Origin of the sequence: Variovorax sp. V15, assembly GCF_041154425.1 — a bacterium.
Classification (GTDB): Bacteria; Pseudomonadota; Gammaproteobacteria; order Burkholderiales; family Burkholderiaceae_C; genus Variovorax; species Variovorax guangxiensis.
The window spans coordinates 4,358,872-4,377,481 of the sequence record NZ_AP028659.1 but is presented as its reverse complement, the minus strand read 5'-3'; the positions used below and the strand labels follow the sequence as shown (position 1 = coordinate 4,377,481).

Sequence of the window (18,610 nt, the reverse complement as noted above, 5' to 3'; positions counted from 1 at the left end):
AAAGACCGCAGCCGACCGCCATGGCCAGACCCAGAAGCGAAGACAAGCGCAACGCGATCCTCGATGCAGCCATTGCCGAGTTCGCCAGCCGGGGCGCGTGGAGCACGCCCACCTCGGCCATCTCGCGCGCGGCAGGCGTGGCCGAGGGCACGCTCTTCACCTACTTCGCGAACAAGGAAGTGCTGGTCAACGAGCTCTACCGCCAGCTGAAGACCGAGCTCGCCGAGGTCATGCTCGCCGACTGGCCCGAGGAGGCGGACCCCAAGACAAAGTACCGCCACATCTGGGACCGCTATGTGTACTGGGGCGTCGACAACCCGGAAAAATTCAAGGTGATGTCGCAGCTCAAGGTGTCGGACCAAGTGAGTGATGAAAGCAAGGCGGCGGGCATGGCGCCGTTCCTGCGGCTGGAGGTGCTGGCGACGGAGTGCATCCGCAACGGCCTGATACGCGACCAGCCGCTGCCCTTCCTCGGCGCGATGCTGGGCGCGATGGCCGAGACCACGATGGTCTTCGTCGCGCAGACCAAGAGCAGGAAAGGGCGCGCCGGCTACTGCGAAGCCGGCTTCGAGACCTTCTGGCGCGGCATCGTCGCCGGCGCCTGAGTCCCCCGCAGATCCCCACGAGAGAGAACCACACCATGCCCAAGCTCAAGCGCCGCCATTTCGTCCTCGGCACCGTGGGGGCCGTCGGCGCCCTCGTCGTCGGCTGGTCGGCCACGCCGGCCGCGTCGCGGCTCGTGCCGGCCCAACCCTTGCCGGCCGCCCCAGGGCAGGTCGCGCTCAACGGCTGGGTCAAGGTGGGCAGCGACAACACGGTCACGCTGATGATGTCGCAGTCGGAAATGGGGCAGGGCACGCACACCGGGCTGTCGATGCTTCTCGCCGAAGAAATGGGCGCCTCGCTCGAGCAGATCCGGCTGGAGACGGCCGGCCTCGACGCCATCTACAACAACCAGGCAGCGATCCTCGATGCGCTGCCTTTCCGGCCCGGCGATGAGGGCGCGGTGAAGCGCTCGACGCAGCACGTGGTCGGCAAGCTGCTGCGCTCGATTCCGGGGCTCTCGGGCACGGGCGGCTCATCGAGCATCACCGACCAGTGGATGCCGCTGCGCGAGGCCGGCGCATCGGCGCGCACCATGCTGCTGGGCGCCGCCGCCGCGCTGTGGCAGGTGCCCGTGGCCGAATGCCGCGCCGAAGCCGGACGCGTTCTGCATGTCAGCGGCAAGAGCGCCACTTTCGGCGAACTGGCCCCGAAGGCCGCGCAGCAGCCGCTGCCGGCGCAGGTGGCTCTGAAGAAGCCTGCCGATTTCAAGCTCATCGGCCAGCCCGCGCGGCGCGTGGACGGCGCGGCCAAGCTCGACGGCTCCGCCGCCTTCGGCCTCGACGTGCTCCCGCCGGGCCTGCTGTACGCGAGCATCGCGATGTGCCCGACCACCGGCGGCCGCGTCGCGAGCTTCGACGCCACGGCGGCGCAGAAGCTGCCGGGCGTGCGCAAGGTGATGGCGCTGGAGCCGGTCGGTGCCACGCTCATCGGCACCGGCGCCACGCCGGGGGGCGTGGCCGTGATCGCCGACACGCCCTACCACGCGATGCGCGCCGTGAAGGCGCTCGCCATCGAATGGGACCACGGCCCGGCCGCCAGCCTTTCGAGCGCCGAGATGATCGAGCGGCTCTCGCAGACGCTGCGCACCAGGCCCGGCAACGCGCAACTGAACGACGGCGACGTGGCCGCCGCGTTCCGGTCATCCGCCAAGACCATCGAGGCCGAGTACCGCGTGCCCTTCCTGGCCCACGCGACCATGGAGCCGATGAACTGCACCGTGCAGTTCAAGGACGGCAAGGCGACCGTCTGGGCGCCGACGCAGGCGCCGGGCTTCACGCGCAACGCCGCGGCCAAGGCGCTGGGCATCGACGCCGTCAAGGTCGAGCTGCACGTGACCTACCTCGGCGGCGGCTTCGGCCGGCGCTACAGCACCGACTTCGTCACCCAGGCCGCCACGCTGGCGCGCGAGACCGGCGGCGCGCCGGTGCAGCTCTTCTGGACGCGCGAGGAGGACATGGCGCACGACTTCTACCGGCCGGCCTACGTCGCGCGATGCAAGGCGGGCTTCGATGCGGCTGGCGCGCTGGTTGCCTGGCAGACCACGACGGCCGGCTCGAGCATGGGCGCGCCCTCGTTCATGGACACCACCACCGATGGCGCGTGGAATACGGCCTACGCATTTCCCAATGCGCGTGTCGCCCACGAGCCGGTGGAATCGGCCATGCCCACGGGCGTGTGGCGCTCGGTCGCGCATTCGCAGAACGCCTTCTTCGTCGAGAGCTTCATCGACGAATGCGCCGCCGCAGCGGGCAAGGACCCGGTGGCGTTCCGCGCCGCGCTGCTCGCGAAGGACGAGCGCCACCTGCGCGTGCTCAGGCGCGTGGCCGAGCTGTCGAACTGGGGCCAGCCACCGGAGCCGGGGCCCGACGGCGCGAAGAGGGCGCGCGGGCTGGCGATCCACCGTTCCTTCGGCAGCATCGTCGCGCAGGTGGCGGAGGTGTCGGTCTCGGCGGACCGGCAGGTGCGGGTGCACCGTGTTGTCTGCGTCATCGACTGCGGTGTGGCCGTCAATCCGAACCTGATCCGCCAGCAGATGGAAGGCGCCATCGTCTACGGCCTCTCGGCCGCGCTGCACGGCGAGATCACGGTCGAGAAGGGGCAGGTGCAGCAGAGCAACTTCCACGACTACATGCCGCTGCGCATGAACGAATGCCCGGCCATCGAGGTCGAGATCGCCGCCAGCGGCGAGGCGCCCGGTGGCGTTGGCGAGCCCGGCACGCCGCCCATTGCGCCGGCGGTGGCGAATGCCGTGTTCGCGCTCACCGGGCAGCGGCTGCGCAGCCTGCCGCTGAAGCTCGCCTGAGCGGCCGGACACCGGACAAACAAACAAGCAAGGAAAACGCGATGACCACCACGCTCACCGTCAACGGCAAGGCCGTCACCGTCAATGCCGAACCCGATACCCCCCTGCTGTGGGTGCTGCGCGGCGAGATGCGGCTCGTCGGCACCAAGTTCGGCTGCGGCAAGGCGCTTTGCGGCGCCTGCACCGTGCACCTCGACGGCGAGGCGGTGCGCTCCTGCGTCACCCCGCTGGAGGCGGTGGGCAGCCGGGAAGTGACCACCATCGAGGGACTGAATGGCAAGGAGGCCGACGCCCTGCGGCAGGCCTGGGCCGCAGTCGACGTGGTGCAGTGCGGCTACTGCCAGAGCGGTCAGCTGATGTCGGCCTGCGCGCTGCTGAAAAAGACGCCAAAGCCTGGCGATGACGACATTTCTTCCGCAATGAGCGGAAACATTTGTCGCTGCGGTACCTATCCGCGCATCCGCGCCGCCATTCACATCGCCGCGCAGACAGCCTCACGCTGAGAAGAACTGGCCGGGTTTCGGGCGGCGCAACCGGGCGGGGGCGGGTTAACGCTCGTGGTCAGAAAGCTGTTTACAAAAATTAAGAATTTTTCCGTAATCATCGAAAAAGCCCAGAAATAAAATTTTTACGGAAACAGGGGATATGAAGCTTTTGTACGCCGCCGTACCATCCGCGCGGCCCGCTTCCGGCCGCCCCCAGTTCCCGACTTTCGATGACCCCCCCAGATCCTTCACGGACGCGAGCGTTGTCCGTGGCCGAAACCCTGCGTGACCGCATCTTCGATGGCGAGATCGCGCCCGGCTCCCATTTGATGGAAATTACGCTGGCCAACGAGCTCGGCGTGTCGCGCACGCCTGTTCGCGGCGCCATGGCACGGCTGGCGGACGAGGGGCTGCTGGTCTACCTGCCCAACAAGGGCTTCCAGGTGCGCCGCTTCAACGCCAAGGACGTGCACGACGCCTTCAGCGTGCGCGCCACGCTGGAAGGCATGTGCTGCCGGCTGATCGGCGAGGTCGGGCTCGACGGCGCGGCCCTGTCGAAGCTGACCGCCATGCTCGACGAGCAGCACGAACTGCTGCATCACACCGGCGAATGGTCCGAAGGCCGCGCCGCCCGCTGGCAGGACCTGGACCTGGCCTTCCACCAGAAACTGCTGGCGCTGGCGGACAACCGCTGGCTCGCCGAGGCGGTGCAGCGCGCCAGCCAGCTGCCGATCATCTTCGACAGCAAGCTGCGTCCCCACAACCGCGATGCCTCGATGCTGCTGCACAGGCACGAGCAGGCCCTGCAGGCGTTCGCGGACCACTGCCGCATCGTCGAGGCGCTGGGCCGGCAGGAAGCCGCCGCCGCCGAGGCCGCCATGCGCGAGCACATCAACTCCAACCGCGATCTGCTGGTGCTCTACCTGAGCCAGAAGCACCCGACCCGCACCCGGGCCCTGGTCTGAAGCAGACTCAGGCCGGCCCCTGGCCGCCGCGCATGGCCGGCGCCGTGAGGTAGGCCCCCGACTCGAAGAGCTGCGCCTCGGCCTGGTCGATGCGCCGGATCACCGGTTTGCCGGCACGGCTGGCCAGCAGCTCGACCAGCGCCTCCGTCACCGCCACCCCGGCCGCGACCGAGGGGAAGAAGGAGGGACTGTTGATCGTGAAGAGCAGCGTCTCCTCCGCCAGCAGCGACAGCGGCGAGGCCACGCTGTCGGTGATGGCGACGATGCGGCAGCCCGCCGCCTTGGCTGCCCGCGTCACCTGCAGCGCCTCGCGCGAATAGGGCGCGAAGCTCGCCACCACCAGCGCGTCGCCCTTGGCGAAGGCGCGCTGCTGCATCTCCAGCGAGCCGCCCTGGCCGTCGACCAGGTGCACGCTGGCCCGGAAGAGCCGGTACACGTACACGAACGAAAAGGCGATCGGAAAGCAGGCCCTGAAGCCGGCGGCGTGCACGGCGGGTGCCTTCTCGATCAGCGCGCAGGCCTTCTGCAGCGCGTAGCCGCTTTGCTGGTGGGTGGCTTCGAGGTTGCGGCGCTGCACTTCGAACATCTCGCCGGTCAGCGTCTGGTCGCTGGCGCGGCCGACGAGCTGCTTGGCGCGGCCGCCGTAGGTCTCGGAGCCCAGGCCCATCCCGGCGGCGAAGGCTTCCTTGAGCTGTGGCCAGCCTTCGTAGCCCATGTGTTGCGCGAAACGCACGAGCGTCGCGGGCGTGCTCTGCGAGCGCATGCCTACGCTGCGCATCGAGCTGGTGACCACCGCGTTCGGGTGGTCGAGTACGTAGCGCGCCACCTGTTGCAGCGCGGGGCTCAGTTCGTTGAAACGCTGGCGGATCTGCTCTTTGGCGTCCATGACGATGTGTCTCCTTGGCTGAGTTGGAACAAATGTACCGGAGCAGGGAAAACACGGCAGTTGACGGAACAAATGTTCCAAACAATAATTCGCCGGAAACGTTAGTTCCAAACACCCAGCCATGACGCACGTCTTCCACCGCCACCTCCGCCAGACCCCGCCCGTTGCCGTGGGCTCCCACGGCATGTTCATTCGCGACGCAGAGGGCCGCGAGTACCTCGACGCCTCCGGCGGCGCCGCCGTGTCCTCGCTGGGCCACGCGCATCCCGAGGTCATGGCCGCGATGCACGCGCAGATCGACAAGCTGGCCTACGCCCACACCAGCTTCTTCACGAGCGAGGTGGCCGAGCAGCTGGCGGACGAGCTGATCGGCTCCGCCCCCGAGAGCATGAGCCACGTCTACCTGGTGAGCGGCGGTTCCGAGGCGGTGGAGTCGGCACTGAAGATGGCGCGGCAGTACTTCGTGGAAATCGGCCAGCCGCAGCGCACGCACTTCATCGCGCGCCGACAGAGCTACCACGGCAACACGCTGGGCGCGCTGGCCGTGGGCGGCAACGCATGGCGCCGCGAACCTTTCGCGCCCATCCTGGTGCCGGCCACGCATGTCTCGCCCTGCTATCCGTATCGCGAGCAGCGCGCCGACGAGAGCGCCGAGCAGTACGGCCTGCGCCTGGCGGCCGAGCTGGAAGCGGCCATCCTCGCGCAGGGCGCCGACCGCGTGATCGCCTTCGTCGCGGAAACGGTCGGCGGCGCCACGGCCGGCGTGCTCACGCCGGTGCCGGGCTACTTCAAGGCGGTGCGCGCGGTGTGCGACAGGTACGGCGTGCTGCTGATCCTCGACGAGGTGATGTGCGGCATGGGTCGCACCGGCTCGCTGCACGCCTGCGAGCAGGAGGGCGTGGTGCCCGACCTGATGACTGTCGCCAAGGGCCTGGGCGGCGGCTACCAGCCGGTGGGCGCCGTGCTGGCGCAGCGGCGCATCGTCGAGGCGATGTCGAAAGGCAGCGGCTTCTTCCAGCACGGCCACACCTACCTCGGCCACCCGATGGCCTGCGCCGCCGCTCTCGCGGTGCAGCGGGTGATCCGCCGCGACGGCCTGGTCGCCAAGGTGCGCGAGGACGGCCTCGCCTTCGGCCGCATGCTGGCCGACGCGCTGGGCGCGCATCCGCACGTGGGCGACATCCGCGGCCGCGGCTTCTTCTGGGGCATCGAGCTGGTGGCCGACCGCGCGAGCAAGGCGCCTTTCGATCCGGCACTGAAGGTCAACGCCACCGTCAAGAAGGACGCCATGTCGCGCGGCCTGCTGTGCTACCCCTTCGGTGGCACGGTCGATGGCCGCCAGGGCGACCACGTGCTGCTGGCGCCGCCGTTCATCGCCACCCGGCAGGACCTGCAGGAGATCGCCGCGCGGCTCGCGGCCTCCATCGACGCGGTCACGCGCGCTGCAGCAGCGGCTACGGCGCGCTGAGCGCCACCACTTTCCCGTCCGTTCGTCTTCCCCACACCATCGCCTCGAGGAGCGTTCCATGCCCAAGCTTCGTCCGCTGTTTTCCTTCGCCGCCGTGCTTGCGGCCGCGCTGATGCCCTTCGCCGCCGCGCAGGCGCAGGAGAACGACACGCTCGCCAAGATCAAGGCCAGCGGCGCCATCACCTTCGGCTACCGGGAGTCGTCCTTCGGCTTCTCTTACCTCGACGGCAACCTCAGGCCGGTGGGCTACAGCCTCGACATCTGCAACCGCATCGTCGAGGCGGTAAAGAGCGAGCTGAAGATGCCGGCCGTCGAGGTCAGGTACCAGGCCGTCACCTCGGCCAACCGCATTCCGCTGGTGCAGAACGGCACGGTCGACATCGAATGCGGCTCCACCACCAACCTCGTCGAGCGGCAGAAGCTGGTGGCCTTCTCGCCGGACATCTTCCGCTACAACGTGCGCATGCTGGTGAAGGCCGATTCGGGTATCAAGGGCATCGCCGACCTGCAGGGCAAGACCGTGGCCACCACCAGCGGCACCACCTCGTTCCGCCTGCTGCGCGAGGCCGACCGGGGCCGCAACCTGGAGGTGACCAATCTCGCGGGCAAGGACCACAGCGACTCCTTCCTGCTGGTGGAAACCGGCCGCGCCCAGGCCTTCGTGCTCGACGACATCCTGCTGGCCGGCCAGATCGCGAACGCGCGCAACCCCAAGGACTTCCTCATCACCGGCGAGAGCCTGCGCACCGAGAACCAGTCGCTGATGTTCCGCAAGGACGACCCGGCCTTCAAGGCGCTGGTCGATCGCGTGGTCTCGGGCATGATGAAGTCGGGCGAGATGGAAAAGCTCTATGCGAAGTGGTTCATGTCGCCCATTCCGCCCAAAGGCATCAACATCAACTACCCGCTGAATGCCGAGACGAAGGACGCCTTCGCCAATCCTTCCTCCAAGGGCATCTGAGCGCCGTCGCCTGAACTCATGACCCGCATCGCCCTGATCCACGCGCTCTCGCACTCCGTCGCGCCCATCAACGAAGCCTTCGCGCGCGACTGGCCCGTTGCCGTGCGCATGAACCTGCTCGACGACAGCCTCTCGGCCGACCTGGCGCGCGAGGGCAAGGGGCTCGACGCCGCCATGCACGAGCGCTTCCAGCGCCTCGCGCAGTACGCGGTCGACACCGGCGCGCAGGGCATTCTCTTCACCTGCTCGGCTTTCGGGCCGTGCATCGAGGCGGTGGCGCGGCGGCACGCGGGCATTCCGGTGCTCAAGCCCAACGAGGCCATGATCGACGAGGCAGTGCAGGGGCTGCAGGGCAGGCTGGGCCTCATCGCCACCTTCGCGCCCACGCTGGCGTCGATGCCGCCGGAGTTTCCTTCGGAGGTCGCGCTCGAAACCGCGCTGGCCGAAGGCGCGCTCGATGCATTGAACGCTGGCGATACGCAGCGCCACGACGCGCTCATCGCCGCCCAGGCCGCCGCACTGCGCGAACGGGGCTGCACGCGCATCGCGCTGGCGCAGTTCAGCATGGCACGGGCACGTTCTGCCTGCGAGGCGGCCAGCGGGCTGCCGGTGCTCACCACGGTCGACAGCGCGGTGCGCGCGCTGCGCCGCCGCGCCGGTGGCGGCGCTTCAGCGTAGGCGAGAGAACTCGATCACCGAGAACAGTGCGGTCATCGCGATCTGCGCCGCGTCGCTGCGCCCGAGGTTGCGGGTGAGGCCGGTCTCCCGGTCGGTGGCTTCAAGCCCCTGCGACAGGCGGCGGTAGATGTCCGCCGAGGGCATGCTCGCCGAGGTGCCCAGCGCGTCGCAGTAGGTGTCGGCGAGCACGGCCGCGAGCTGCTCGCTCTGCTCGTTCGACAGCTTCATCGGGTCGCCGGTGAAAACCGACGCGATGCAGTGCATCAGGTAGGCCTGTGTTTCGAGCGAGAACGACTGTTGCCGCACGTAGCATTCGACCGCTGCCCAGAAGAGCGGCTCGGAGGTGCGGCGCCAGCTTTCGAGCACCTTGCGCGCCTTGGCCACCAGGTCGGCGTGCGTGTCGCCGGGTTCTGTGGGGCGCAGCGCCAGCCCCTGCAGGGTGAGCGCGGCTTCCGGGCCGGCCGCGCCGAGGATGAAGCTCCAGAACTTCCAGCGCGCATACCACTTCTTGTCGTGCGCGGGGTCCAGCGGTTCGAGCAGCCAGAAATCGATGCTCTGCACCGCGTCGCCGCGCTGTTCGGCCACGTTGCCGTCGCCCAGGTCGAGCGCGGCCATGCCCGACTGCATGCGGTCGGCCTCGATGTGGCCCTGCGCGACGATGCCCGCGCTGGAGCCCGAGAGGTCGATGTCGCGCAGCCGCTGCATCAGCTGCCGCAGTTCGTGGGCCGACGCGCCCGTGGCCTCGGTCACGCGGCGCATCGAGGCGCTCTGCTCGCGTTCCAGGTCGAGGGCGTTCTTGCGGCGGTCTTCGCCGTGATCGTCGAAAGTCGAGGCGTGCTCTTCGAGTCTGTCGCCGGGCGTGAACGTTCGCATTACCAATGGCTCCTTAGGCGTCCATGCCTTCGCACACCCTCGACTGTGTGTCAACGCGCCGTGCCTGAACATCACCGGAACAGGGGAGTCTGAGCCCTGGCTGACCAGCCCCCTCGCGATAATGGCCGCACTTGAAAGGAGTACGCGTGGATATTGTTTTGCTGGCCAAGGCCGCCATCATGGGCATCGTCGAGGGGCTCACCGAATTTCTTCCGATCTCTTCGACGGGCCACCTGATCCTTGCGGGCTCGCTGCTCGGCGGCTTCGGCGACAACCGGGGCAAGGTCTTCGAGATCGCCATCCAGACCGGCGCGATCTTCGCGGTGATCCTGGTGTACTGGCAGAAGATCCGCTCTACCGTCGTCGCGCTGCCGCGCCAACCCAAGGCCCAGCGCCTGGCGCTGAACATCTTCATCGGCTTCCTGCCCGCGGTGGTGCTGGGCCTGCTGTTCGGCAAGGTCATCAAGGAGCACCTGTTCATCCCGACCGTGGTGGCGAGCACCTTCATCATCGGCGGCTTCATCATCCTCTGGGCCGAGAAGCGGCCGCCCGGATCGGTGCGCGTCGAGCACGTCGACGACATGACGCCGTGGGACGCTCTCAAGGTCGGCCTGGTGCAATGCTTCGCGATGATCCCCGGCACCAGCCGCAGCGGCTCGACCATCATCGGCGGCATGCTGCTGGGCCTCTCGCGCCAGGCAGCGACCGACTTCTCGTTCTTCCTGGCCATTCCCACGCTGATCGGCGCGGGCCTCTACAGCATCTACAAGGAGCGCGCGGCGCTGTCGATGGCCGACGTGCCGCTCTTCGCGGTGGGTCTGGTGTTCTCGTTCATCAGCGCATGGCTTTGCGTGCGCTGGCTGCTGAAGTACATCAGCAGCCACAGCTTCATTCCCTTCGCCTGGTACCGCATCGCCTTCGGCATCCTTGTGCTGGCCACGGCGTGGACCGGCACGGTGGTCTGGGCCGACTGATCCTGGTTTGATTCTTCAGCCCGCGGCGCCCAGCAGGGCGCTCGCGGCTCTTGCTTCCTGCCGCACCGCCGCGGCGATGGGCCCGTCGATCGACGGGTCGAAGCCGCCCGTGGCGCCCAGCGCGGTGATCACGGCGCAGACCCGCCCCGCATAGTCGTACACCGGCGCCGCCACGGCGCTGATGCCACGCAGGTAGGTGTCCTTCACGCTAGCGCAGCGCGCCTGGCGCACCTCGCGGCGCAGCTCGCCGATCGGGTCTTTCGCGTCGAGCTGCGCACGCATTTCCGGCGTGGCCTCGCCCAGCTCCTGCTCGGCCAGCGCGAGCACGCGCGATTCATCCAGCAGCCCCAGGAAGGCGCGGCCCGTGGCCGACCACAGCATCGACATCACCGAGCCGGCGCGCACGTTCACCGTGACCGGCAGGCCCGGTTCCTCGAAGCGCACGATGGTCGGGCCCTTGTTGCCCATCACCGCCACGAAGCAGGTCACCTCCAGCGATTCGCGCAGGCGGATCAGGCAGGGCTCGGCAGCGCGGATCGGGTCGGCCTGGCGCATGGCGGCCAGGCCGATCTGGATGGCTTCGGTGCCCAGGTAGTAGTGCTGCGAGGCGGCGTCCTGCAGCACGAGGCCCGCTTCCATCAGGCTCGCGAGGTAGCGGTGCACCTTGGCAGGGCTCTCGGCGACGTGCGCCGACAGCGCGGTCAGGCTGCTGCGCCCGCCCAGGTGCGCCAGCCCCTTGAGCACGGACATGCCGGTCTCGGCGGACTGCACCCGCTGGCGGCGTTCGCGCGCTGGGGAGGAGAGAGAGGGATCGGATTCCGGAGGCTGCTTCATGACGGCTGGATGTTAGGTGCTCGACTGGCAGAGCCGGGTAAACCCGCGATCCGTGAATTACGCATTGCGTATGATAATTACGCAATACACAAAATCCCTCACGGAGACTCCCTCATGAAGAAGCACTTCGCCCGCTGCCTCGCGGTTCTTTCGCTGGCTGCCGTCGCCGCCGGTGCCGGCGCACAGCAGGCCTTTCCCGCCAAGCCGATCCGCTGGATCGTTCCCTACGCAGCCGGCGGCGGCTCCGACTTCCTGGCGCGCACGGTCGCGCAGACGCTCTCGACCCAGGTCGGACAGCCGGTGCTGGTGGACAACAAGCCTGGCGGCAACACCGCGCTGGCCGCTTCCGAAACCGTGCGCGCCGCGGCGGACGGCTACACCGTGCTCTCGGCCGACAACGGCACGCTGGTGTTCAACCCCGCGCTCTACAAGTCGCTGAGCTACAACCCAACCAAGGACCTGGCGCCCGTCACGCTGATGGGCAAGTTCCCGATGATCCTGGTCGTCGGCGCCAACTCGGGCTTCAACTCCGCCAAGGACTTCATCGCCCAGGCCCGCGCCAAGCCGGGCGGCATCAACTACGCCTCGGCCGGCGCGGGCAGCCCGCACCATCTCGCGATGGAACTGCTGAAGGTGGAGGCCAAGCTCTTCATGGTCCACGTGCCGTACCGCGGCGCGGCGCCCGCGCTGGCCGACGTGGTCGGCGGGCAGCTGCCGGCCATGATGGTCGACCTGGCCGCGGGCTCCGGCTTCATCAAGGGCGGCAAGGTCAAGGCGCTGGCCGTGGCCAACCCCACGCGCCTGCCGCAACTGCCTGACGTGCCCACCTTCGCCGAGCTCGGCTACAAGAACGTCGAGGCCGCCGCGCTGGTCGGCGTGGTGGTGCCCTCGGCCACGCCCGCCGATGTGGTGACCACGCTCAACCGCCAGCTGGTCGCGGCCATCAACGAGCCCTCGGTGCGTACGCGCATGGTCGACTTCGGCGTGGAGCCGGTCGGCAACACGCCCGCGCAGTACGCCGCGCTGCTCAGGAGCGAGACCGAGCGCTGGCACAAGCTGATCCGCGACCTGAAGATCACCCTCGACTGAAGCTGTCCGCCATGCCCGATACCGCCACGTCCTCGCGCACTTCCGGCTGCCCCGTCGCGCACGGCCCGCTGTCTTCCGAGCGAACGCCCACCGGCTGCCCGGTGAGCCAGCGCGCCGCCGGCTTCGACCCCTTCGAGGACGGCTACCAGCAGGATCCGCCCGAGTACGTGCGCTGGGCGCGCGAGCAGGAGCCCATCTTCTACAGCCCCAAGCTGGGCTACTGGGTGCTCACGCGCTACGAGGACATCAAGGCGGTGTTCCGCGACAACATCACCTTCAGCCCCTCCATCGCGCTGGAGAAGATCACGCCCACGGGCGAGGAAGCCAACGCGGTGCTCGCCTCCTACGGCTTCGCGCTCAACCGCACGCTGGTCAACGAGGACGAGCCCGCCCACATGCCGCGCCGCCGCGCGCTGATGGACCCGTTCACGCCCGAGGCGCTGAAGCACCACGAGCCCATGGTGCGCGAGCTGGCGCGCGAGTACGTCGACCGCTTCATCGACGACGGCCGCGCCGACCTCGTCGACCAGATGCTGTGGGAAATTCCGCTGACCGTGGCGCTGCACTTCCTCGGCGTGCCCGAGGAAGACATGGACACGCTGCGCAAGTACTCCATCGCGCACACAGTCAACACCTGGGGCCGTCCGAAGCCCGAGGAGCAGGTGGCGGTGGCGCACGCGGTGGGCAACTTCTGGCAGTACGCCGGCAAGGTGCTGGCCAAGATGCGCCAAGACCCCGACGCGCCCGGCTGGATGCAGTACGGCATCCGCAAGCAGATGCAGCACCCCGATGTGGTGACCGACTCGTACCTGCACTCGATGATGATGGCCGGCATCGTCGCCGCGCACGAGACCACGGCCAACGCCACCGCCAACGCGGTGAAGCTGCTGCTGCAGCACCCGCAGGTGTGGCGCGAGCTGTGCGAGGACCCGGGGCTCATCCCCAACGCGGTGGAGGAGTGCCTGCGCCACAACGGCTCGGTGGCCGCATGGCGCCGCATGGTCACCAAAGACACGCAGGTCGGCGGCGTCGACCTGCCGGCGGGCTCGCGCCTGCTCATCGTCACCTCGTCGGCCAACCACGACGAGGGGCATTTCTCGGATGCCGACCTGTTCGACATCCGCCGCGACAACGCCAGCGACCATCTCACCTTCGGCTACGGCTCGCACCAGTGCATGGGCAAGAACCTGGCGCGCATGGAGATGCAGATCTTCCTGGAGGAGTTCACGCGCCGGCTGCCGCACATGCGGCTTTCCGAACAGCGCTTCACCTACGTGCCGAACACCTCCTTCCGCGGTCCCGAGCACCTGTGGGTGGAATGGGACCCGGCCGCCAACCCCGAGCGCGCGAACCCCGGCCTGCGCGACGTGCGCGTGCCGGTGCGCATCGGCGAGCCCTCGGCGCATGCGATCGCGCGGCCGGTGGTGGTGCAGGCTGTGACTCCTGTGGCCGAGGGCATCGTCAGGCTGCGCCTGGTGTCGCCCGATGGCAAGCCGCTGCCACGCTGGACGGCCGGCTCGCACATCGACGTCGAATGCGGCACGCCCGAACTCTCGCGCCAGTATTCGCTGTGCGGCGATCCCGACGACGCGGGCGCCTTCGAGATCGCCGTGCTGCACGAGCCCGAAGGCCGCGGCGGCTCCGCCTGGGTGCATGCGAACGTGAAGCCGGGCGATCGGCTGCGCATCCGCGGCCCGCGCAACCACTTCAGGCTCGACGAGTCGCTGGAGAAGGCGATCTTCATCGCCGGCGGCATCGGCATCACGCCGGTGAGTGCGATGGCGCGGCGCGCCAAGGCGCTGGGCATGGACTACGAGCTGCACTACAGCGGCCGCAGCCGCCGCAGCATGGCCTTCGTCGATGAGCTGGCTGCGCTGCATGGCGAGCGGCTGCACCTGCACGTTGCCGACGAAGGCCGGCGCAACGATTTGCAGGCGCTGCTCGCGCAGCCGGTGCCCGGCGCGCAGGTCTATGCCTGCGGCCCGCTGCGCATGCTGCAGGCGCTTGAGGCGTGCTGCGCCGCATGGCCCGAGGGCGCGCTGCGCGTGGAGCATTTCGAATCCACGCTGGCCACGCTCGACCCGTCGAAGGAACGGGCCTTCGAGGTCGAGCTGAAGGATTCGGGCCTCGTCCTCACCGTGCCGCCCGACCAGACCCTGCTGACCGCGCTGCGCGCCGCCAACGTCGACGTGCAGAGCGATTGCGAGGAGGGCCTGTGCGGCTCCTGCGAGGTGCGCGTGCTCTCCGGCAAGGTCGATCACCGCGACGTGGTGCTCACGCGGGTGGAGCGCGACGCCAACACGAAGATGATGGCCTGCTGCTCGCGCGCCTGCGAGGGGCGGCTGGTGCTTGAACTCTGAGGGCTCAGCCGGCGAGCGGCATCCGCAGCGCCACACGGGTCTCGCCGGGGCGCGACTGCAGGTGCAGCTCGGCGCCAAGGCGGCGGGCCCGCGTGCGCAGGCTGCGCAGCCCCGCGCCGGCCGTCCGGTCATCGACCGCGAAGCCGCGCCCGTCGTCGCGCACGCTGAGCTGAAGCTCGGCGCCCGCGCGCGCCACCGTCACGTCCACGTGGCGGCTCGCGCTGTGCTTGAGCACGTTGGTCAGCGCCTCCTGCAGGAAGCGCATCAGGTCCAGGCTCTGCGACGGCGGCAATTCCAGCGTGTCGATGCCCGACACCTGCCAGCGGCAGTCGATGCCATTGGCGTCGAGCAGCTCCGTGCTGCGGTGGCGCATCGGCACCAGCAGCTCGCCGAGCGCGCGGGCCCCGTCGTCGCGGCCGGTGGCGTCGATGATCAGCCGCAGGTCGTCGCGCAGGCGCTTGAGCATGGCGAGCAGCTCCGGCGCGCTGAGGTTCTCGGGCTTGCGCTCCAGCGTCGCGATGCTGCCCACCAGCATGCCGCCGAGCCCGTCGTGCAGGTCGCTCACCAGGTTCACGCGCTCGCCGATGCGTGCGTGCGCCAGTTCCAGCGCGTGCTGCTGGGCCAGCGTGGCGGCGAGCTCGGCCTTGGCTGCGTTCACCTCCTCGATCAGCTCGGTGTTGAAGTTCTCGATGCGCCGCAGGCTCTGCGCGAAGCGCGCGGCCTGCGTCAGCGCCATGCCCAGCAGCAGCACGTACGACGACATGTTGGTGTAGTAGACGTTGCTGTCGATCACCTGCGTGAACACCAGCAGGTCGTGCGCGCCCGTCACGGCCGAGATCGCCATGAAGGGCGCGATGGAGCGCACCGGGCTGCCGCGATGGCGCCAGCCGTACACCAGGGCGCAGCTGTTCACCACGATGACCGTGAGGCCGCCCACCAGCGTCCAGATGGCCCTGTGCGCCGCCAGCGACGGCTCGGGCGCCAGCCACAGGTCGAGCACGCCGGCCAGCGCCACCAGCGCGGCCGCGCCTTCGAGCCGTGGCAGGCGGCGCCCGCAGTAGCGCAGCACGAACAACAGATAGGAGACGCTGAACACCAGCAGCAGCGAGGTGTTGAGCGCCTGCCAGTGATGGTTGGAGTTGAAAGGCCAGGGGCTGGTCGCGATCTGGTTGTAGGCGAAGAGCAGCCACAGCACCGACATCGCCGCGAACCAGCCATAGGCCGTCTCGCGCCGGCGCAGCCACCACCAGGCGGCGAAGAAGGCCGAGACCGCCGCGCTGACCGCGAGGCCCAGCACCTGCAGGTCGTGCCGCACCAGCCGTTCGCGCTCGAAGCGCGACTGCATCGCCGCCGGTTCGCCGATCTCGACCGGCCCCAGCCCCGCTTGGTAGGGCGCCAGCCCCGAGACGCGCACCAGCAGGGTGTTGGTGCCTGGCTTCAGCAGCGGCGGCGCCAGCAGCCAGTAGCGCGGCGTGTTCCAGGCGCGCGTGAGCGGCTCGACCAGGCTTTGGTCGCGCGAGATCGTCGTGCCGTTGAGCGAGACCTCGCCGGCCATGTTCAGGTAGTGCAGCAGCAGGCCGGCTTCACGCGCCTGCTCGGGCTGCTCCCACGCCAGGCGGTACCAGACGACGCCGTCGAAGCCGGGCCAGCGGTTGGCCCAGCTGTCGGGCAGGGCGACGGGCGTCCAGCCTTCGGCGGGCGGGGCGGTGTCGTTCCAGCCGTTGCCGCGCACGGCCTCCACGCGCAGCGCGGGAGCGGCGGTTTCTCCGGCAGCGAAGGCCGGGCAGGCCGCGAGAAGAAGCAGGACGAACGCGCCGCTCAGCGCAGCAAGCCATGCCGTCGCGCTTCGAAGACGGCCTCGGTGCGCGAACTGACGGCCAGCTTGCGGTAGATGTTCTTGGTGTGGCATTCCACGGTCAGTCTGGAGATCGAGAGCGATTCGGCCATGTCGCGGTTGCTCAGGCCCTGCGAGACGAGCTCGAGTATCTTGAGCTCCCGGCGCGTGAGCGCGGCCGGTGCCTCTGCGCAGGCCTGCGCTTGCGCGGGCGCGTCGGCCGGTGGCTGGTGCGATGCGAGCCAGGCGAGGATGTGGCGCGCGATGCTCGGGTCGATGGGCGCGCCGCCCTGTTCGATGCTGCGCAGCGCGATGCCCAGTTCGACGTCGTCGCGCTCCTTCAGCAGGTAGCCGATGGCGCCCGCGCGCAGGGCCGCGAAGATGATTTCCTCGGTGCGCCAGGCCGAGATGACCACCGCCGGTACGCCCGGGTGGTGCGCCTGCAGCCAGCCGATGAGCTCCACCCCGCTGCCGTCGGGCAGGCCGATGTCCACCAGCACCACGCCGTAGCCTTGTTCGCCCAGCAGCTGCCGGGCGCCTGCGACGCTGTCGGTCACCGAGATGCGGCTCTCGTCGCAGCCGAGGGAAGACAGCACATGGCGCAGGCGCTCCTGCGTGGCCGGATCGTCCTCGACGATCAGCGTGGGGCTCAGCGAGACGGGTTCGGCGGCTTCAGCGGGAAGAGAGGACATGCGGCGGAATCTTCGGCCGGCCTGGCGCGGCGGGTGGAACGTATCTGCCTATTTTCCCGTTTGCTGCCGACTACTGCCGAGCCGGCCTGCACATGATCAGGTACGCCGAGTTCGTGACCGGCTCCAGGTGCTCGGCCTCGCCGCGGAAGCCCAGCCGCTCGTAGAAGGCCACGCTGCGCGGCGTGAAGGTTTCCAGGAAGCAGGGCACACCCGCCGCGTCGGCCTCGGCCAGCGTCGGCGCCAGCAGTTGCGCGCCCAGCCCGCGTCCCTGCGCCGAGGGCGAGATGCCGAGGATCGACAGGTACCAGGCATGCGCCGGCACCACGGCCGGCGAGCGCGCGGCCATGAAATCGACGATGCGGCGGTAGTTGCCGTGGCCGCGCGGGCCCAGCGTGGCGGCGAGGTATTCGCCCTTTGCCGCCGACTCGGCCGCGTCGAGCGCATCGGCGCGCGGCAGCAGCCAGGCCGCCGCGCCGAGCCGGGCATCTTCGGCGGCGAGGTAGCGGCCGGTGCGCGCGGCCTCGCCCAGCGAATAGGCGAAGTAGTCGGCGAGCACCGCCTTGCGCGCCGGCATGTCGTCCTCGAAATCGACGGAGATCGCCAGGTAGAACGGATCGACGATCAGGGCGTCGGCCAGCGCGGGCGCTGGCGGGAAGTCGGGCTGCATGCGGAATCGGCTCGGTTCGGGAATGACCCGGGCGATTCTAGGGAGCCCGGTCGGGCCCGGCCTCAGTCCAGCCTCAGTCCAGCGTGATGCCCCCGCTCAGGTTGAGCACCGCGCCGGTCATCGCGCCGGCGCCTTCCGAGGCCGCGAACAGCGCGGTGGCGGCCATCTGGTCGAGCGAGGGCAGCCGCTCCACCAGCAGCCCGGGCGGCTTGGCCGCGAGCATCTGCTCGACCGTGAGCCCCATGCTTTCCGCCGCCGGGCGGAACACCTCGCGGGCGTGCGAGCCGGCGGTCACCGCCTCGGGAATGGCATGCGAGCGGATGCACACGGTACGGATGTTGAAGGCCGCCATCTCGCCCGCCATGTGGCGCGACAGCGCCTCCACGCCCGCGCAGGCCACCGCATGGCCCAGGTAGCCCGGGCCCGGCATGCGCGAGGCCGGCGTCGATACCGACAGGATCACGCCGCCGCCGCGCTTGGCCATGTGCGGCGCCACGGCCTTCGCCGTGAGGAAGCAGCTCCTGGTGTAGGCCCGCACGGGCAGGAAGAAGTCTTCCAGCGGCAGCTCCGCCAGCGGCGTGCCCTGCACGTGCACGATGCCGATGGCATTGAGCGCGATGTCGATGCCCCCGGCGCGCCCGGCCACTTCGGCGGCGTGGCGGAGCATGGCCTGTTCGTCGAGCGCGTCGACCACGGCAGCCTCGGCATGCCCGCCGCCGGCCTCGATGGAGCGCACCGCCGCGTCGAGCCTGGCGCGGTCGCGCCCCGTGATGAACACCCTGGCGCCTTCACGCGCGAAGGCACGGGCCACCGCCGCACCGATGGCTCCGCTGCCACCATGAACCACCACGCATTTGTCCTTGAATGTCTGCGACATCGTCTTTTCCTTGGTTTGCCGCCCGCGAAATGCGTGCGTTCCAGCCAAGGACGGGCGGC

General features: G+C 69.3%; 17 protein-coding genes. 10 read left to right on the top strand and 7 right to left on the bottom strand.

Features of this window, described 5'->3' with window-relative positions; translation table 11 throughout:
* The first annotated feature begins 20 nt into the window (after window positions 1-20).
* From ACAM57_RS20775 to ACAM57_RS20760, 4 genes are all read left to right on the top strand, one after another.
* Window positions 21-605, top strand: a complete 585-nt coding sequence (locus ACAM57_RS20775) for a TetR/AcrR family transcriptional regulator (protein ID WP_184636334.1) — start codon at window positions 21-23, stop codon at window positions 603-605.
* Between the two features lie 35 nt (window positions 606-640).
* Window positions 641-2,908 carry a molybdopterin cofactor-binding domain-containing protein gene (locus ACAM57_RS20770; protein ID WP_369658736.1) on the top strand — a complete coding sequence of 756 codons (2,268 nt, stop codon included), beginning with the start codon at window positions 641-643 and terminating at the stop codon, window positions 2,906-2,908.
* 41 nt (window positions 2,909-2,949) lie between these two features.
* Window positions 2,950-3,411 carry a (2Fe-2S)-binding protein gene (locus ACAM57_RS20765; protein WP_369658735.1) on the top strand — a complete coding sequence of 154 codons (462 nt, stop codon included), beginning with the start codon at window positions 2,950-2,952 and terminating at the stop codon, window positions 3,409-3,411.
* Between the two features lie 251 nt (window positions 3,412-3,662).
* Window positions 3,663-4,358, top strand: coding sequence for a GntR family transcriptional regulator (locus ACAM57_RS20760; RefSeq protein ID WP_369658734.1), 696 nt, complete (start codon window positions 3,663-3,665; stop codon window positions 4,356-4,358).
* A 7-nt stretch (window positions 4,359-4,365) separates the two neighbouring features.
* Here ACAM57_RS20760 and ACAM57_RS20755 read toward each other — a convergent pair whose 3' ends face one another.
* Window positions 4,366-5,244 (bottom strand): MurR/RpiR family transcriptional regulator, encoded by an 879-nt coding sequence (locus tag ACAM57_RS20755; RefSeq protein ID WP_126024230.1) that lies wholly within the window; start codon window positions 5,242-5,244, stop codon window positions 4,366-4,368.
* Window positions 5,245-5,365: 121 nt separating this feature from the next.
* Here ACAM57_RS20755 and ACAM57_RS20750 point away from each other — a divergent pair, with 121 nt between their 5' ends.
* From ACAM57_RS20750 to ACAM57_RS20740, 3 genes are read left to right on the top strand one after another with little or no spacing between them, the layout of a single operon-like run.
* Window positions 5,366-6,712: an aspartate aminotransferase family protein gene (locus ACAM57_RS20750; protein WP_369658733.1), complete on the top strand. Its 1,347-nt coding sequence runs from the start codon at window positions 5,366-5,368 to the stop codon at window positions 6,710-6,712.
* Window positions 6,713-6,770: 58 nt separating this feature from the next.
* Window positions 6,771-7,673 (top strand): amino acid ABC transporter substrate-binding protein, encoded by a 903-nt coding sequence (locus ACAM57_RS20745; RefSeq protein ID WP_126024232.1) that lies wholly within the window; start codon window positions 6,771-6,773, stop codon window positions 7,671-7,673.
* A gap of 18 nt (window positions 7,674-7,691) precedes the next feature.
* Window positions 7,692-8,351 carry an aspartate/glutamate racemase family protein gene (locus ACAM57_RS20740; protein ID WP_369658732.1) on the top strand — a complete coding sequence of 220 codons (660 nt, stop codon included), beginning with the start codon at window positions 7,692-7,694 and terminating at the stop codon, window positions 8,349-8,351.
* Here the strand turns inward: ACAM57_RS20740 and ACAM57_RS20735 are convergent.
* Window positions 8,343-9,224 (bottom strand): hypothetical protein, encoded by an 882-nt coding sequence (locus ACAM57_RS20735; protein ID WP_369658731.1) that lies wholly within the window; start codon window positions 9,222-9,224, stop codon window positions 8,343-8,345. The genes ACAM57_RS20740 and ACAM57_RS20735 overlap by 9 nt on opposite strands.
* Window positions 9,225-9,370: 146 nt before the next feature.
* On the opposite strand from ACAM57_RS20735, the gene ACAM57_RS20730 reads away from it, so the two are divergent.
* Entirely contained in the window at window positions 9,371-10,198 is an 828-nt protein-coding gene (locus tag ACAM57_RS20730; protein WP_126024235.1) for an undecaprenyl-diphosphate phosphatase, read from the top strand.
* 15 nt (window positions 10,199-10,213) lie between these two features.
* Here the strand turns inward: ACAM57_RS20730 and ACAM57_RS20725 are convergent, their stop codons facing one another.
* Window positions 10,214-11,032, bottom strand: coding sequence for an IclR family transcriptional regulator (locus ACAM57_RS20725; RefSeq protein ID WP_184636346.1), 819 nt, complete (start codon window positions 11,030-11,032; stop codon window positions 10,214-10,216).
* A gap of 114 nt (window positions 11,033-11,146) precedes the next feature.
* Here ACAM57_RS20725 and ACAM57_RS20720 point away from each other — a divergent pair, with 114 nt between their 5' ends.
* Window positions 11,147-12,121 (top strand): Bug family tripartite tricarboxylate transporter substrate binding protein, encoded by a 975-nt coding sequence (locus ACAM57_RS20720; protein WP_369658730.1) that lies wholly within the window; start codon window positions 11,147-11,149, stop codon window positions 12,119-12,121.
* An 11-nt stretch (window positions 12,122-12,132) separates the two neighbouring features.
* Window positions 12,133-14,481: a cytochrome P450/oxidoreductase gene (locus ACAM57_RS20715; protein WP_369658729.1), complete on the top strand. Its 2,349-nt coding sequence runs from the start codon at window positions 12,133-12,135 to the stop codon at window positions 14,479-14,481.
* Between the two features lie 4 nt (window positions 14,482-14,485).
* On the opposite strand, the gene ACAM57_RS20710 is transcribed toward ACAM57_RS20715, so the two are convergent.
* From ACAM57_RS20710 to ACAM57_RS20695, 4 genes are all read right to left on the bottom strand, one after another.
* Window positions 14,486-16,390 carry an ATP-binding protein gene (locus ACAM57_RS20710; RefSeq protein WP_369658728.1) on the bottom strand — a complete coding sequence of 635 codons (1,905 nt, stop codon included), beginning with the start codon at window positions 16,388-16,390 and terminating at the stop codon, window positions 14,486-14,488.
* Complete coding sequence (locus ACAM57_RS20705) at window positions 16,300-17,007, bottom strand: response regulator (protein WP_369658727.1); 708 nt, start codon at window positions 17,005-17,007, stop codon at window positions 16,300-16,302. Before ACAM57_RS20705 ends, ACAM57_RS20710 begins: the two co-directional genes overlap by 91 nt.
* A gap of 70 nt (window positions 17,008-17,077) precedes the next feature.
* Window positions 17,078-17,674 carry an N-acetyltransferase gene (locus tag ACAM57_RS20700; RefSeq protein WP_126024241.1) on the bottom strand — a complete coding sequence of 199 codons (597 nt, stop codon included), beginning with the start codon at window positions 17,672-17,674 and terminating at the stop codon, window positions 17,078-17,080.
* A gap of 73 nt (window positions 17,675-17,747) precedes the next feature.
* Complete coding sequence (locus ACAM57_RS20695) at window positions 17,748-18,551, bottom strand: SDR family NAD(P)-dependent oxidoreductase (RefSeq protein WP_369658726.1); 804 nt, start codon at window positions 18,549-18,551, stop codon at window positions 17,748-17,750.
* Window positions 18,552-18,610: the final 59 nt, after the last annotated feature.

Excerpts from the sequence above, each read along its gene's own strand:
- ACAM57_RS20775 (WP_184636334.1), top strand. The coding sequence starts at position 21 with ATGGCCAGACCCAGAAGCGAAGACAAGCGCAACGCGATCCTCGATGCA.
- ACAM57_RS20770 (WP_369658736.1), top strand. The coding sequence starts at position 641 with ATGCCCAAGCTCAAGCGCCGCCATTTCGTCCTCGGCACCGTGGGGGCC.
- ACAM57_RS20765 (WP_369658735.1), top strand. The coding sequence starts at position 2,950 with ATGACCACCACGCTCACCGTCAACGGCAAGGCCGTCACCGTCAATGCC.
- ACAM57_RS20755 (WP_126024230.1), bottom strand. The coding sequence starts at position 5,244 with ATGGACGCCAAAGAGCAGATCCGCCAGCGTTTCAACGAACTGAGCCCC.
- ACAM57_RS20750 (WP_369658733.1), top strand. The coding sequence starts at position 5,366 with ATGACGCACGTCTTCCACCGCCACCTCCGCCAGACCCCGCCCGTTGCC.
- ACAM57_RS20745 (WP_126024232.1), top strand. The coding sequence starts at position 6,771 with ATGCCCAAGCTTCGTCCGCTGTTTTCCTTCGCCGCCGTGCTTGCGGCC.
- ACAM57_RS20740 (WP_369658732.1), top strand. The coding sequence starts at position 7,692 with ATGACCCGCATCGCCCTGATCCACGCGCTCTCGCACTCCGTCGCGCCC.
- ACAM57_RS20735 (WP_369658731.1), bottom strand. The coding sequence starts at position 9,224 with ATGCGAACGTTCACGCCCGGCGACAGACTCGAAGAGCACGCCTCGACT.
- ACAM57_RS20725 (WP_184636346.1), bottom strand. The coding sequence starts at position 11,032 with ATGAAGCAGCCTCCGGAATCCGATCCCTCTCTCTCCTCCCCAGCGCGC.
- ACAM57_RS20720 (WP_369658730.1), top strand. The coding sequence starts at position 11,147 with ATGAAGAAGCACTTCGCCCGCTGCCTCGCGGTTCTTTCGCTGGCTGCC.
- ACAM57_RS20715 (WP_369658729.1), top strand. The coding sequence starts at position 12,133 with ATGCCCGATACCGCCACGTCCTCGCGCACTTCCGGCTGCCCCGTCGCG.
- ACAM57_RS20710 (WP_369658728.1), bottom strand. The coding sequence starts at position 16,390 with ATGCCACACCAAGAACATCTACCGCAAGCTGGCCGTCAGTTCGCGCAC.
- ACAM57_RS20705 (WP_369658727.1), bottom strand. The coding sequence starts at position 17,007 with ATGTCCTCTCTTCCCGCTGAAGCCGCCGAACCCGTCTCGCTGAGCCCC.
- ACAM57_RS20700 (WP_126024241.1), bottom strand. The coding sequence starts at position 17,674 with ATGCAGCCCGACTTCCCGCCAGCGCCCGCGCTGGCCGACGCCCTGATC.
- ACAM57_RS20695 (WP_369658726.1), bottom strand. The coding sequence starts at position 18,551 with ATGTCGCAGACATTCAAGGACAAATGCGTGGTGGTTCATGGTGGCAGC.